General features: G+C 51.0%; 13 protein-coding genes. 5 read left to right on the top strand and 8 right to left on the bottom strand.

Annotation, left to right across the window (positions count from 1 at the left end):
- Positions 1-4 precede the first annotated feature (4 nt).
- Complete coding sequence (locus IPN95_02420; GenBank protein ID MBK9448274.1) at positions 5-3589, top strand: gliding motility-associated C-terminal domain-containing protein; 3585 nt, start codon at positions 5-7, stop codon at positions 3587-3589.
- Between the two features lie 31 nt (positions 3590-3620).
- Here the strand turns inward: IPN95_02420 and arsM are convergent, their stop codons facing one another.
- From arsM to IPN95_02395, 5 genes are all read right to left on the bottom strand, one after another.
- The gene (arsM, locus tag IPN95_02415) at positions 3621-4460 is read right to left on the bottom strand and encodes an arsenite methyltransferase (GenBank protein ID MBK9448273.1); all 840 of its coding nucleotides are present in this window, start codon (positions 4458-4460) and stop codon (positions 3621-3623) included.
- 20 nt (positions 4461-4480) lie between these two features.
- Positions 4481-4807: a winged helix-turn-helix transcriptional regulator gene (locus IPN95_02410; GenBank protein ID MBK9448272.1), complete on the bottom strand. Its 327-nt coding sequence runs from the start codon at positions 4805-4807 to the stop codon at positions 4481-4483.
- Positions 4808-4962: 155 nt separating this feature from the next.
- Positions 4963-5580, bottom strand: coding sequence for a bifunctional nuclease family protein (locus IPN95_02405; protein ID MBK9448271.1), 618 nt, complete (start codon positions 5578-5580; stop codon positions 4963-4965).
- Positions 5581-5590: 10 nt separating this feature from the next.
- Positions 5591-6571, bottom strand: coding sequence for an electron transfer flavoprotein subunit alpha/FixB family protein (locus IPN95_02400; GenBank protein ID MBK9448270.1), 981 nt, complete (start codon positions 6569-6571; stop codon positions 5591-5593).
- Between the two features lie 4 nt (positions 6572-6575).
- On the bottom strand, positions 6576-7313 hold the full coding sequence (locus IPN95_02395) for an electron transfer flavoprotein subunit beta/FixA family protein (GenBank protein MBK9448269.1): 738 nt from the start codon (positions 7311-7313) through the stop codon (positions 6576-6578).
- 64 nt (positions 7314-7377) lie between these two features.
- Between IPN95_02395 and IPN95_02390 the strand changes: the two genes are divergently transcribed.
- Both IPN95_02390 and IPN95_02385 read left to right on the top strand, forming a co-directional pair.
- Positions 7378-7692, top strand: coding sequence for a tetratricopeptide repeat protein (locus IPN95_02390; protein MBK9448268.1), 315 nt, complete (start codon positions 7378-7380; stop codon positions 7690-7692).
- A 152-nt stretch (positions 7693-7844) separates the two neighbouring features.
- Complete coding sequence (locus IPN95_02385; GenBank protein ID MBK9448267.1) at positions 7845-9104, top strand: DNA/RNA non-specific endonuclease; 1260 nt, start codon at positions 7845-7847, stop codon at positions 9102-9104.
- 28 nt (positions 9105-9132) lie between these two features.
- Here the strand turns inward: IPN95_02385 and IPN95_02380 are convergent, their stop codons facing one another.
- Both IPN95_02380 and moeB read right to left on the bottom strand, forming a co-directional pair.
- Complete coding sequence (locus IPN95_02380; protein MBK9448266.1) at positions 9133-9975, bottom strand: hypothetical protein; 843 nt, start codon at positions 9973-9975, stop codon at positions 9133-9135.
- A gap of 42 nt (positions 9976-10017) precedes the next feature.
- Positions 10018-11184, bottom strand: coding sequence for a molybdopterin-synthase adenylyltransferase MoeB (gene moeB / locus IPN95_02375; protein ID MBK9448265.1), 1167 nt, complete (start codon positions 11182-11184; stop codon positions 10018-10020).
- A gap of 160 nt (positions 11185-11344) precedes the next feature.
- Here moeB and galE point away from each other — a divergent pair, with 160 nt between their 5' ends.
- The gene (galE, locus tag IPN95_02370; protein MBK9448264.1) at positions 11345-12379 is read left to right on the top strand and encodes a UDP-glucose 4-epimerase GalE; all 1035 of its coding nucleotides are present in this window, start codon (positions 11345-11347) and stop codon (positions 12377-12379) included.
- 4 nt (positions 12380-12383) lie between these two features.
- Entirely contained in the window at positions 12384-12950 is a 567-nt protein-coding gene (locus tag IPN95_02365) for a TVP38/TMEM64 family protein (protein ID MBK9448263.1), read from the top strand.
- 266 nt (positions 12951-13216) lie between these two features.
- Here the strand turns inward: IPN95_02365 and IPN95_02360 are convergent, their stop codons facing one another.
- Positions 13217-15211: a hypothetical protein gene (locus IPN95_02360; GenBank protein MBK9448262.1), complete on the bottom strand. Its 1995-nt coding sequence runs from the start codon at positions 15209-15211 to the stop codon at positions 13217-13219.
- Between the last annotated feature and the right edge of the window lies 1 nt (position 15212).

Genomic DNA, 15212 nt, shown 5'->3' with positions numbered 1-15212 from the left:
GCGTATGCGTGAAATGCAGGTCACACTTGCAGCAAATTCTGACTTGACCCTCACCGTCGGCCCGCTCAATCTTGGTCCTTACAGCGACGATGAATACACCTTCAAAGTTTACGGACGCGACGATTTGGATCTCGATCTTACCGGCTACACGGGAGGTGCTTGTTTGCGTCAAAGCTTTGTTACAGTGCCGAATACATCGGTCGACTTTAACTATAACTTTTTCAACTATACCTATTTGACGCCGACGGTTCCACAATACTTGGACATCAACCTCGATGCCTGGGAAGACGATATCGCGACCGACTTTGTGCCTGTTTCCGGCCTGACGGTCTGCGGGGATTCGAATACCTTCAACCGCTGTACATTCAACCCGCTTTTTTGCTGCGTCAACATTCCGTTTGTTGGCTGCGTGAATGAAGGCGACGATGAACGCTGCAATCCATCGGTGTTTTATGACAATTTGAATTACCGCAGTGGCCCACCCTGTCAATGGTATGACCATGGATTTCTCAACGGAGCTTGTGGTTCGGCAAACTGGTACAAACCGCATATCCAGACATTTTGGCGCTACACCCGTGGAACCGCCTGCGCGAATTCGATTTCCTTGGGAAATGTTGCGCCGGGATTCACCGCATTGACGCATTTTAACTCCAATGAGTGCTACACCAACAACTTCGCCTCCTCGCCGGGAAATGATGTTTTTTATGCCATCAACGTTACGCAGCCTACCGGTTTGACAATTTCGCTTTGCGGTGGCGCTACTTGGGACTCCTACCTCTATCTGCTGAACAGCGCATGTACAACCGTGACGAGTGACGACAACGGCTGCGGAATCAATGCGAGCGTGATCAACTACGGAATTTGTCAGCCGGGTATCTATTATATCGTGGTCGATGGCGCGACGGCGCTGGCGCAGGGAACGTTTACACTTACAGTTTCCGAAAATCCAACGTTGGTACCAACTGCAAATGCAGGTCCTGACCGAACGATTTGTTCTGGACAGAGTACTGCCATAGGCGATTTGATTCCGGTTTCCGGTGGCTTGGGTCCCTACAGCTACAGCTGGACACCCACCACAAACCTTAGCAATCCATTGATTGCCAATCCAATTGCTTCGCCAACCGCCACCACTACCTACACTTTGCAAGTGACCGACAGCCGCGGCTGCGTGGACACCGACGCGATGACGGTTACGGTAAGTTCTGGTCCGACACCAAGTTTGGGGGTCAATCAAACCGTTTGTCCGAGTTCGCCGGTGACATTGAATGCGGGCGCGGGTTATGCGCAGTATTTCTGGAGTACAGGCCAATCGGCGGTTCAAACGATCAATGTGACCAATCCTGGCAGTTACAGTGTGACCGTGTTTGACGTGGCGGGCTGCATCGGGCGTGATACGGTTGTGATCAACAATTTTGTGCCTTCGGTGGTCAATCTCGGGCCTGACAGATCCATCTGCTCCGGTTCATCCACAGCATTGAATTCGCCTGCAGGTATGACCTCCTATACGTGGAGCACCGGCACGACGGGCGTGAACACGATCATTGTCTCGGCCGCAGGGACTTATTCCGTGATTGTCGTTGATCCGAATGGCTGTACCGTGCGGGATACCGTTGTAATCGGTGTCGATCCCCTTCCGGTGGTGAACTTGGGTGCCAACTTCGACATCTGTACGGCAACGCAGACGACTTTGAATGCCGGAACAGGCTTCGTGAACTATGCCTGGAGCAATGGCGCGACCTCTTCCACGGTCAATGTCGGCGCTGGAACCTACTCTGTCACCGTCACTGACATCAACGGCTGCCAAAATTCGGATGCGATTACGATCGGAACCTTCACGCCGCCAGCGGTCAATCTCGGCGCCAATTACGACTTTTGCCAAGGTACCACGACGACATTGACCGGTCCCAACGGCCTTTCCAGTTATCAATGGAATACCGGGGCGACCACACAATCGATTTCGCCAACCTTTCCGGGCGTCTATTCCCTCACTGTAACGGATGGGAATGGCTGCGAAGGGATCGATACAATCAATTTGGGCTGGTATTTCGCGCCTTTGGTGAATTTGGGACCTGATATCAACGTCTGCACAGGAGGTCCGGGCGTCACGGTTTCGGCGACCGCAGGCTTTGCCAACTACCTTTGGAGCACAGGTGCCACGACACAAAGTATCAACGTGACCGCGGGCGGGACCTATTCTGTAATTGCATCGGATGCGAATGGCTGCCAAGCTTTTGATACGATTCTGGCGACGCTGGTGCCCGCCGTGAGCATTTCATTGGCCAATCTAGATCTATGTCCTGGCGAACCGGCATTGCTCGATGCCGGAGCCGGATTCGTGAGCTACCTTTGGAGCAATGGCAGTATCAGTCAGTTCATTCAACCAACTACCGCCGGGACTTACTCCGTGAGCGTGACCGATGCCAATGGCTGCGATGGTACAGCAAGCGCAACGCTGAACTTTTTTGCCGCCCCGACCGTCTCGGCAGGTCCGGCAATTCAGGACTTTTGCCTGGGAGATACCTTGCTGCTTACGGCTTCCGGGGCATTTCCGAGCTATACTTGGTCGAATGGAAGCTTGGGAGCAATGCTGAATGTGACCGCTGCAGGAGATTACAGCGTGACTGTTTCCGATGCCAACGGCTGCGAAGCCTCCGATACGGTAACAGTGAATGCATTTCCAGTCCCAACGGTCTTCTTAGGCGCTGACACGGCACTCTGCGACGGCGGTAGCCTGACATTGGATGCAGGTGCCGGTTTCGGTTCCTACCTTTGGAGCAATGCTGCAATTACGCAGACAATCACAACCTCCGCTACGGGAAATTTTGGAGTGACGGTCACAGACGGAAACGGTTGTGAAGGTGCTGACGAAATTGCCATCTCAATCAGTGCGCCCGTTGTGGTCAACCTTGGTGCAGACACGATTCCGCTTTGCCAGAATGGCGAATTGCTTCTCGATGCTGGACCAGGATTGCAGACTTATCTCTGGAGCAACGGCCAAAGCATTGATCAGTATCTCGTTGTGACCGATTCGGGGCAATATTCAGTCACCGTCACGAATGCAGCAGGTTGCACGGGCAACGATGGCATCGTCGTGACTTTGGTCCCGCTTCCGCCCTTCGAAGTGGAAAGCGTGATCGTCTGCCCCGGCGAAACTGCGACACTGGATGCCGGTTCCGGATTTACCTCCTATGCTTGGAGTACCGGAGCCAACACACAGACGATCAATGTCAGCAATCCTGGCAATTACACTGTGAGTGTAACCTTTGCCAACTGCGAACTCGTGGACGAAGTGGATCTCAGCGACGAATGCAACAGCACGATTGACATCCCCAACGTCTTTTCCCCTAATGGCGACGGCATCAACGACATTTTCCAATTGCGCGGTCAGAACATCGAGTCCGTGGACTTCTGGATCACCGACCGCTGGGGCAAAATGATGTTTGTCGGCAATTCGCTTACCGCCACTTGGGATGGAAAACTGAATGGGAATGACGTGCCCGACGGCGTTTACTTCATCGGATTGCACTACAAGTACGTCGATGAAATCAACTTCCACGACGACGGTATGTCGCTGACGGTGTTGCGATAAGGTCGTCTTATCAACAACTCATTCGGATCAATTAGCAGCAGCCTGCGCCTGGCGCGCAGCAGGATTTGGCTTTTTCTGCGAAAACGGTGATGCTGAAGATTCCTGCGCCGCTTTTGCGGTAGGCAGCCAATTGATTGGCATCCAAGTATTTGAGCAACACTTCGTCAGGAATCTGAATTTCCTTTTCAGCCTTGATCGACACCGATTGGAAATCAAGATCATGGATGATGCCCATGTATTCCTTTTTCTGAAGCGCTCCACTGACACAGCCTGCATACATTTCAGCAGCCTCACGGATTTCTTCAGGTAACTCGCCTTTGAGTACCACGTCTGAGATGCAGAAATGGCCTCCGGGCTTCAAGATGCGGAAGACTTCGGAGAATGCCTTTTGCTTGTCTGGGACAAGGTTGAGCACACAATTGCTCACCACCACGTTGGCAACATTGGCATTCAAGGGAATGGCCTCGATGTCACCCAACCGAAAACGGACGTTGTCCATCTTGAGCTGCTCGGCAAGTGCCTTCGCCTTGTCAATCATGGCAGGCGTCATGTCGATGCCGATGACTTCGCCCAATTCGCCGACGAGCGCGCGCGCAACGAAGGCATCGTTGCCGGCACCCGATCCAAGATCCACCACGGTATCGCCTTTGGAAATCTGCGCATGCTCGACCGGAATGCCGCATCCCAACTTCAAATCCGCAGCTTCAAGATAGCCGGTGAGGTTGGTGTAGTCCTCGCTGAAAATACTGTAATCGAGGGTATTGCAACTGTTAACGCCGCAACAGGAAACTGCATTCTCCCCAGCGGACTGCAAGGCGATTTCGGCGTATTTTTCACGCACCATCGTTTTGGTTTTTTCTGAATTTTCCATTTTTCGTGTTTTTGATTTTCCTAACAACTGCTACAGCAATTCGAAGCTTTGAAGAAGTTCTCCACCATGACCTTGGCCTTTTCCCAGTTTTCTGTATCAATGCAATAACAAACCCTCGGACCGTCAATGGTACCCTTGATGAGTCCGGCGAGTTTCAATTCCGCAAGATGCTGACTGACAGTTGCCTGCGAAAGCGGCAATGCATCCACGATCGAACCACAAATGCAGGCTTGCCGCTCCAAAATGAATTGGAGAATGGCAATGCGCGCGGGGTGGCCCATCGCTTTCAAAATAGTGGCGAGTTCCAAGGTCGCCGGTGAAAATCCTTCTGTCTTCGTTTTGGACATAGCAATCAAATTATTCATCGCAAAAATACGATAAGGATTCTCATCGTACAATACCGATGAAAAATATTTATCGTATTTTTACGATAAGGATTCGAAGACATAAAAAAGCCGCAGATTGTTCACCTGCGGCTCTTTTTATCTTTGAAATTCGATACTTAGTTGTTCTCGCCTTCGAGTCTGGCGATTTCGTCGCGCAATCGGGCAGCTTTTTCGTAGTCTTCGTCGCCAATTGCGCCGTCCATCTCACGCTTCATCCGCACGATTTTGTCCTCGATGGTCTCATCGGCTGGGATTTCCTCGCCTTCTTCCTCACCTTCCTCCTCTTCTGTGAAGTAATCGTCATTCTCTTCTTCAAGATCGCTTTCGCTGACGACAATACCCGCAACGGAGAGAACCGATTCGTAGGTAAAGATGGGAACCTTGAACCTGACCCCAATCGCGACGGCGTCGCTCGTACGGGAATCGATTTCATAATGCTCGCCATCTTGCTCAAACACAAGCTTGGCATAGAAGATTCCTTCCTTCAAGTCGGTAATGAGCACTTCCACCAAACCAATGTTGAAAGTGCGGGCCAATGTTACGAACAGGTCATGGGTCATCGGCCGGTTGGGCTTGATGCTTTCCATTTCCAGCGCGATAGCTCTTGCCTGATAGCCGTCAATGATGATCGGCAACCTTCTGTTCCCTTTGACCTCACCCAGGACCAAGGCAAAATGGCCCACGTCCGATTGGCTTGAGCTCAATCCTAGAATATCTAGTTTGATCTTTTCCAAATTTCCTTGATTAAGCGTGTGCCGCTTTCACTTTTTCTACTGCCGCAGTAATCTTGGGCAATACTTCGAAAAGGTCGCCAATAATTCCGTAGTCAGCAATTTTGAAAAACGGTGCCTCCGGATCTTTGTTGATCACGACGATATTTTTGGAAGAGTTGACCCCTGCCAAGTGCTGGATTGCACCGGAAATGCCGATTGCAATGTAGAGATTCGGTGCAATCTGAATACCGGTTTGACCCACGTGCTCGTGGTGAGGCCTCCAATCCATGTCTGCCACCGGCTTGGAACAGGCGGTACCTGCACCCAGCATATCAGCCAATTTCTCCAGCAAATGCCAGTTTTCAGGGCCTTTGAAGCCACGACCGCCGGAAAGGACGGTATCGGCCTCCGTGATGGAGATTTTGCTGGCGGTTTTTACGATTTCAATGGATTTTGCGCCAAAGTCCGAAGGCTGCGACTGGAATGCAAATCCCTCAATGGAGGCTGATTTTGCATTTTCTTTGAGGCCGTAGCTGTTCATTTTGACAGTAATCACGGACGTAGCACGGTTGGTGCGCACGGTCTCCATTCCTTTTCCGGAATTGCACCCGCGTGTAATGACCAAGCTGCCGCCGTCGAGTGTCGGATTGGTAGCTGCGCCGGAAACCATAGAGGATCCAAGGCGGGCTGCAACGCGAGGTGCAATGGATTTACCATTGTAGGTCTGTGCAAAAACGACTGATTTTGCAGCAATCGCTTTGGCAACTTCGGCGATCGCGCGGGTATAACCCTGATCGCTGAATGTGCTCAAACCGCCATCCGTAATGTTGTGCACCTTGGAAACACCATAGGCACCCAATTTGGCCAACTCGTCATTGCTGACCGGGCCAATGGACACCGCATGAAGTTCCACACCAAATTTGCCGGCGAGCTCGCTGGCGTATCCTGCTGCCTCAAAGACAGCCTTTTTGAACTTACCGTTCCCGTTTTCTGCGAAGAGTAGTACTGCCATAGCCTTAGATCAATCCTTTGTCAACCAACATTTCAACGAGTGAACCTGCATTTTCTGCGTCGATGTAGACACAACCACCTTTTGAGGGTGGAAGTTCGAGCTTGACGGTGGAGACGGCTGCTTCACCTGGAGCAGCAGCGACAACTTCAAGCTTTTTGGTTTTGGCCATCATGATGCCGCGCATGTTTGGAATCCGCCATTCAGCGATACCTTTTTGGCAGGAAACCACCACTGGAATGCTGGATTCGATGCTTTCGTAGCCACCATCCAATTCGCGCTGCAATTTTGCCTTTCCGCCTTCGACGGTCAGGTGAATGCCTTGCGAAACGAAAGGAAGGTCGAGATACTCGGCCACCATTCCTGGCACTTCGGAGCCATTGCTGTCAATGCTTTCCTTGCCAAAGAAAATGAAATCATATCCCTTGCCTTTGGCAAAAGCAGCGATCTGCTCGGCAACGTACATGCCGTCAAGCGGTTCAGCATCAATGCGCACGGCGTCATCGGCACCAATTGCAAGCGCTTTGCGCAGCGTCGGTTCCACATCGGCGCCACCGACACAAAGGACGGTTACGTTTCCTTGACCGGATTGCTCTTTGAACTCGATGGCGCGAACCAAACCGAATTCATCGTACGGGTTGATGATGAAAGTCACGCCGTTCTTGTCGAGTGACTTACCATCGGCTGTATATTGTATCTTTGTCGTTGTGTCGGGCACGTGACTGATACAGACGAGAGACTTCATTTTTACCTCTTTTTCTAAATTTGAAGGGCAAAGTTATGCAAGGTTTTTAGTTATCCAAAGGAAAATGAATCACCAAAGAATCGCTCAACTCAAGGCTTTGATGGCCACTGACAAGTCTGATCCGTTCTTGCCCTATGCTGTGGCTCAGGAGTATATGGCTGCCGAAAATTGGACGGAAGCTGCTGCTCAATTTGCAGAGGTCACCTCGAATTTTCCAGAATATCTGCCCTCCTATTACCACCATGGCCTTGCCTTGGTCAAGCTGGGAAATATCGCGGCTGCATTGGAGGTCCTTTCTATCGGATTCCAACTGGCCAAAAAGCAAAAAGATGGAAAAACCGCCGCCGAAATCGAAGCCTTGATCGAGGATTTGGAGTAGTGGATGAACCAAAATCGACTTGAGGGGATTAAATTTTAAGTAGAAAGGTCTTAAGATTTCATCAATTGCCGCAGGATGGCACTTCGATTGCTTCGCAATCCCAAATGGATTCCTTTTCTTTAAGGTGTATTTCGACTACCTAGAATTTGCGCATGAAAAAGTTGTTGTTGATTGGTTTTGTGCTGTTGGGATGGGTAACTGCCTTTGCGCAAGATCCAGAACTCGTGCGTCTGCAGGCGGAACGCGAGCGCCTCCAAAAGGAAATCGTGGCCATCGAAGGGAAAATCGAGGGTCGCAAACTCGCCAACGTCCAGACCGATCTCCAAGCAAAGGGCTTGCCTGCGCTCAAGGCAGGTGAAGAAGTGGTGATGCACAGCTGCATGGCATTGGTCTATGACGAATCCCACGAACAAGCAAAATGGGTGGCGCATATCGTAACGCCGGACATTATTGAAGGTAAAATCACCCGTAGCAATGACTTCAGGGTGGATCCCGCAGTCAAAACGGGCACAACCGACGAAATTGACTTCTTTGCCAAGACTGCCAAACCTGACGGCACCTTTTTCTACGATGGATTTGGTTACGATCGCGGCCACTTGGCTCCTTCGGCGGACTTTCGGTGGTCATTGACCGCGCTCTCCGAATCCTATTTCTATTCCAACATGTCGCCGCAGCTGCCGGAATTCAACCGCGAACTCTGGTCGGACCTTGAGGCAAAGGTGCGGGGCTATATTTTCCAGAATCCGACGTCGAAGTTGTTTGTGGTGACCGGGCCGATTATCGATGCAAAACCAGCAGTGATTGAGCGTAGCCCGAAAAAGGTCGCGATTCCGAAGGCCTTCTTCAAAGTCATGGCCGACCTTGAAAAGGGCCGCGCGATTGGCTTCATTGTTCCGCACCAGAATTCGGAGACACCTTTATATACGTTTGCATTGTCGATCGACGAGGTGGAGCAACAAACCGGTCTGGATTTCTTTGCCAGTTTGCCGGATGACCTCGAAGGAACACTTGAGGCGCAAAAAAATCTGAAGGATTGGTTGCCGGAACAATCGTTGGTGAATGTCGAGCCGATCTTCCCTCCCAGCCTGCCCAAAAACCACTTCAACACCGTGCAGGCAAAGCTTTACATGGACAAAAACCAAGAGGTGGTGATTTGTGGCAAAGTCGTCGGAGCGCGCCGGAGCAAGGCCGGGAACATTCTTTTTAACCTCGACAAGCAGTTTCCCGATCAAATTTTCACTGTTTTCATCAAGGAAGAGGACATCCCGAATTTCAGCCTCGATCCCGAAGCCGTGTGGCTTGGAAAAACCGTGGCTGTCAAAGGGAAAGTGATCAACCTCGGAGGTACAGCAGCGATGTACATCACGAATGAAAAGCAAATGGAAGCTTTTGAAGTGAAAAGTGGAAAGTGATGAGCGAAAAGTTCGGTTTTGCCGGGTTTTAGAATTGGCGGGCGGTAAACCAGTCCATGTTTTGTTGGAATTGTTTCTCGAGATTTTGATTGTAGCGCTTGGAGGAAAGGGCACCTGCCCCGATGTTGACGGCAAAAAGTGAGGCGGTCAATGCGCCGAATACCTTAGCTGGAACCACGCCCCGTTCGCCTTGGCGGGCGAAGTTCCAAGTCGCCATGCTGGATGCACCAACCAAAGCGATCATGGCGACGGCTGGACCGAGCTTTTTGTTGTAAGCGAGACCTCCACCGGGAAAAATCGACAAAAGTCCACCCACGACAACCGGGTGATAGCGCAATCGCTCCACAGCGGCCATGACCGGCCGATAGGCCTCCTTCGTTTTGTAAACATGCTGGATTTCAAACCGTTGGTATAGGTTTTTGGCCACGGACCATTGCTGATCGTAAAGCGCAAGATGGAGCGCGATCTGCGTCCGCTCAGGTTCCTTCACTACGATGTCTTCGCCCAATTTCTTGCGCATTCCATCAAAGTCATGCGAAAGAAAGTAAAGCCCGACATATTTACGCCGCAATTCGGTAGGGACATTGGTGGGATGATAACCCCAATTTTCGTAATAAGACACGCCATCCGTATATCGTTTGGCCTTTGCGCAAAGATCCAAAAGGTTGAGGCGCAGGTCAATCTTTCCAGGATTGGTCATGTCCAAAAGCCGGTATTCGTCGATGCGGTGGTTGAGTTGCTCGACTTGTTCGGCACGGTTGGCAGCATACAAGCTATCTTCTCCACCGGTCATTTCTACCCGTTGGGCAACCATGGTGGCTGCTTGGCAAAATGTCAGCGACAGGATCAGTATGAGCCGTTGGAAATTCATCGAGGCTAAATTTCGGAAAATATTTGGAATTGGAAAGCCCTATCAATAGCGCGGCATTTCCGGATCAAAAGCATCCGCCCAAGCGAGGATTCCGCCATGCAAATTGAACAAATTGGGCCAAGATTCGATTGATTGAAGCTTTGCAATGGCCTGTGCACTTCGTTTGCCGCTGCGACAATGTACAATCACAGGTATATCCCTCCGAATCTCTGCTTGCCTTGCCTCCACTTCCTTCAACGGAATCAGCCATCCGCCCAAGTTGGCCAATTCAAATTCGTAGGGTTCGCGGACGTCGATCAGTTGGAACTGCTGTCCCGAAGTTTGCATTTCGCGGAGCTGAAACACTGAAATTTCATGGATTGATGCCGTATTTGAATCCGCATTTGTTGGAATGACCCCACAAAATTGGTCATAGTCGATCAATTCGGTCATCGTTGGATGGCTGCCATTCAACGGATTGGCAGGGTCCTTTCGAATTTTGAGTGTCCGGGATTCGAAGCTGAGTGCATCAAACAAATAGAGCCTTCCTGCGAGACATTCGCCGATTCCTGCAATCACCTTGATCACTTCATTCGCCTGCAGGGAACCGATAATCCCAGGCAATACCCCCAAAACACCGCCCTCAGCACAACTGGGAACCATTCCGGGAGGTGGCGGCGTAGGGTACAAATCGCGGTAATTGGGGCCTCGGGTTCCATCGGGCATCAACATGTTGAAGACGGAAACTTGGCCGTCAAACCGGAAAATGGAGGCATAAACGTTGACTTTGCCAAGCAGAACGCAAGCATCATTGACCAAGTAGCGCGTTTGAAAATTGTCGGTCCCGTCTGCAACGACATCGTAGTCTCGGATGATCTCGAGGGCATTGTCTGCGCGCAAGGCCACTTCGTGCACAATCACATGGATGAAAGGATTCAAATCCAGAATCCGTGATTTGGCAGCTTGGGCTTTGGATTGACCGATGTCCCGCACCCCGAATAGCACTTGTCTTTGGAGGTTGTGATCCTCCACCTTGTCAAAATCCACAATTCCGATCGTCCCGACGCCCGCCGCTGCCAAATACAATAGCATCGGGCTTCCCAATCCGCCGGCGCCGACGACAAGGACCTTGGCATTTTTCAGCTTGGTCTGCCCCTCGATGTTAAATTCCGGGAGAATGATGTGCCGGGAATAACGCGCGAGTTCGGGGTTGGAGAAAGTGGATTCCATCGTCTGCAAAAATCGGGAGAAAATTTCGGATTGCTGCGAATCACGGCTGATTGTGCAAGTCGAAGATTCAATTATAGCCCGTATTCAGAATACCGCGTCCATGCCTCATTTCCAATCCTCCTTGAATTTCCGATGTAGTAAATCTATCTTCGCCCGCAGAATGATTGCAACCAAAAAAGTCCTCGTCACAGGCGGCGCCGGATTCATCGGCAGCCACACCGTGGTCGAATTGCTCAAAGCAGGCTATCAGCCGGTGATTGTTGACAATTTTGCCAATTCCAAACGGGGCGTTTTGGACCGGTTGGCCATCATCTGCGGTGAGGAAATTCCGGTCTTCGAATGCGATTGCCGTGATCTCTCCGAGATGATCCAAGTCTTTGAAAAGGTTGGCGATCTGTTTGCTGTCATTCATTTCGCGGCTTTCAAGGCAGTGGGTGAATCAGTCGCCCGACCTGCAGAATACTACGACAACAACATCGGTTCGCTCGCGCGCCTGCTGATGCTGATGGCCAATTTTGGTCAGCCAGGTTTGGTTTTTTCGTCTTCTTGTACCGTTTACGGTCAACCGAAGGAGTTGCCGGTGACAGAAGATTCGCCGATTCAACCGGCTTCCTCACCTTACGGATACACCAAACAGGTCTGCGAACAACTCATCAACGACAGCGTAATCGCAGATCGCGGCTTGCGCGCCGTTACCCTTCGCTACTTTAACCCCATCGGCGCTCACCCAAGCGGACTGATCGGTGAATTACCAATTGGGACCCCCAACAATCTCGTTCCATTTATCACACAAACCGCAGCCGGCCTCCGGGAACAACTCAGTATCTACGGACAAGACTATCATACAGAGGATGGAACCGCCATCCGTGACTATATCCATGTGGTGGACCTCGCACGGGCACATGTGATGGCGCTTGAGATCCTCAAAAATCGGTCCGAAACGACATTCAACCACGTTGCCAATGTCGGAACCGGCAAAGGTCACTCGGTTTTGGAGGCGGTAAAAGCGTTTGAAAAAGTCTCCGGTATGACGTTGCCCTACTCATTTGTCGATCGTCGACCTGGAGATGTGGAGGCGGTTTGGGCGGCCAATGATGCGACGCGTTTGCCGGGATGGCAGGCCGAATTGACCTTGGAAGAGGCAATGCGCGATGCTTGGAACTGGCAACAAATGCTCGCCCAAAACCCACTCTGATTCCGTGGAAAAGTCAAAAAAGGTATTGGCCATTGTATGGGGCGTCCTGATTGCAGTCGGACTGATCCTCTATTTTGCATTTCCGGAATACCGTTCCAAAGAGGCCATTTCAGGATTCATCCGACAGTATGAAAACCAGATGTTTCTGGTGTATTTGTTGATCTGTCTCGCCCGCGGGGCGTTTTTGATTCCTAGTACAGCCTTCATTTTTGCCGGGGTTTTGCTCTTCCCGGATTCTCCATGGATGGTTTTGGCAATTTCCATGATCGGTGTATTTGCCGGCGCCGCCATTATCTATTACTTCACCGAATTCCTTGGCTTCGAAAAGTTTTTCCAGAAGCGGTTCGCGCACAAAACTGAATTTGTCCAACGAAAAATGGAGCGCTACGGTCTGTGGATCGTCGCCGCATGGGCATTTTTCCCGGTGGTTCCGACAGATTTGGTCGCCTATGTCGCAGGCGTTGTGCGCATGAAGCCTTGGAAATTTTTCCTGGGAATCCTCATCGGCGAACTGCCCTTGGTGAGCCTTTATGTTTTTGGCGGCAATGCGGTAGCTGGGTGGCTGTTTTGAATGGAGAATGGAGAATGGAGAATGGAGAGTGCAGAATGGAGAATGGAGCAGCACGAAGACATGGGAAGTTGGACAAAGCTGCGTAAATCAGCCAAACTTATGAACCGCAATTGGGCCAAACCCCTTTTTGATTTGCCCCGTGGGGGGCGGGGGGGTCTTTTTTGGGTCTTCGTGAGTACTCAGGCGTCGGTGTGCTTCTCAATTGCTTCGCAGTTCTCTATTTTCAATTCTAAATTAGCTTTGCTGATGTGCTTCGCAGTTCTCCATTAATCATTGTAAGGTCGTACCTGTTTGATATACAAGACTCTTTCTGGCCCGTCGAATTTGAATTCCAGGTCGAGTGCGAAGCGGTTGTAGGCATCAAAATCGTCAGCATTTCCGTCAGCGTATTCCATGGAAAATTCTGGTCGGCGCTGGTAATAGTAGCGTTTGATCGCAGCCAACTGCTCGGTCAGCAGGATGACTTCGGCCTCTGAAAGTACGGGTTTGCCATCGTTTTGATTGCCGAGCGTGATGTATTCGACGATGCGTTTGTTTTTGTAGAACTCCAAATCGCTGTCACTGTAGCAAATAATTTGATCGCATTCCACGCCTGCGGGCGGGCTCACGACACTGGTTTCTCCCTTTTGCACGTTGATGACAAAGCCGAAGTAATTCGGGCGGTAGAGGTTTTTGGTAATCGCCACGCCGTTGGCTTCTTCGTCGGGAAAACTGCGGTGCACCAAAAGTCCCATCGCACAATTCAGGTGGCTGATGCGGAAATATTCCCGCTCTTGAAATGCGCGGAAGTTCCAAAGGCTTCCCCACACCTGCCGGATTGCATTCTCGATGGGCTTTTTCGAATCTCCCACGATTCCGGTTTTGCTTTCGTAGAGGCCGGCACCGTTAAACCCTTGAATGTCTTCGGCATTGGTGCTGCTCCGAAACCGCATACGCAGTGTCGGACTCGTGGCGCGCACCTTTTCGTCAATCATCGCCAACAACTTTGGATTCACAGGATGGGATTCGATCTTGGATTGAATGCCGAGCAAACGGTGGCGCAATTGGCGGGTGTCGGCCATGGCTGCGGGATCGGCAAGCAGGGATTCAACCAATTTTTTGGCGCCACTTTCGGTGAAATGCGCCCAATACCAGTGAAATGGAATCGCAAATGCTCCTTCCGGCACACGGAATTTTCCCTTGGATTCGGCCGCAAGCCGCTGCAAAACGGCAAAATTGCTTGCCTTCCCTCCTACGATATCGATCGAATTCAGACCCAAACGGTCCATTGCCTGCAATTCTGTCGGCTTGAGGTTCATTTTGAGCTGCTGCACTTTCTTGGGTCGCTGGCTTTCCCAAAATTTCTGCGCCACCTTCAGATTCGCCGGCAGCAAATGAAAACTGTCTGGAAAGACCTCAAAGAAAACCAATTGATCCTCCAGCGAACGAATCAGGGAATCGTCCCAAATGCCCTTCATGGCGAAATAGGGCGTCCCGCGATTTTTGCAGAGCACATTCAAATGGCTGAGCGGCGTTTGGAATTCGGGACTCATCAAGCCTGCAACGGCAGGAATATCAAGGGCTGGACCGTCCAAGACAACGATGTCGGTCGGACCCGGCGGGGTTGAATCCAGACTGGCGACGGGAATTCTGCGGAGATAACCATAACCCGTTTTGCAGTTGAGTGCTTGGTATGTGAGCCCAGCATAGATTTCGTCGGGAAGGACCACGGGAATACCTTTTGAAACGCCCGCAAGCCCCATCGCCGTTTCCAGCCTTGCGGTATTCAGGAATAGCTGCAATTGTTTGCCGACGAATGTTGCCCGCGCAACACGGTGATAAAGATCTGTCACCAAGGACATTGGAATATTATCGGCGCTGGAAAATTCGAGCGTCCAGCGATCATCGGAGACAAAGTGGTTGATGTTGGCGAGTGCAAACCTACGGTTGGGGCTGTCGCTGTAATTGGCTTCATTGAAGAGGAAATTGCTTTGCCAGAAGCCGAGTTTATCGTGGCAAAAGTCGTAATGCCAGCGCCATTTGTCGCTGGAAACGAAGTAGAGTTGATCGTCACGGAGGTCGAGGACAATTTTGACCGACTCTACCATACCGTATTTTTCGGTCAAGGGTTTGCCTTTAAGCAGGTCGTATTCGGCCTTGGTAGCAATGCGGTGAAGGAACTCAGGATTGACGGATTGAACTTTGGCTTCGCTCCCGCACATCATGAAGACCAACAGCAAGAAAAACTGGTAAGGATGCAAAAATTGAAGTTTTGAAGGCATG

Source organism: Bacteroidota bacterium (genome assembly GCA_016718825.1).
Classification (GTDB): Bacteria; Bacteroidota; Bacteroidia; order J057; family JADKCL01; genus JADKCL01.
The sequence above is the reverse complement of the archived record's forward strand: the minus strand, read 5'-3'. Positions and strand labels throughout refer to the sequence as shown.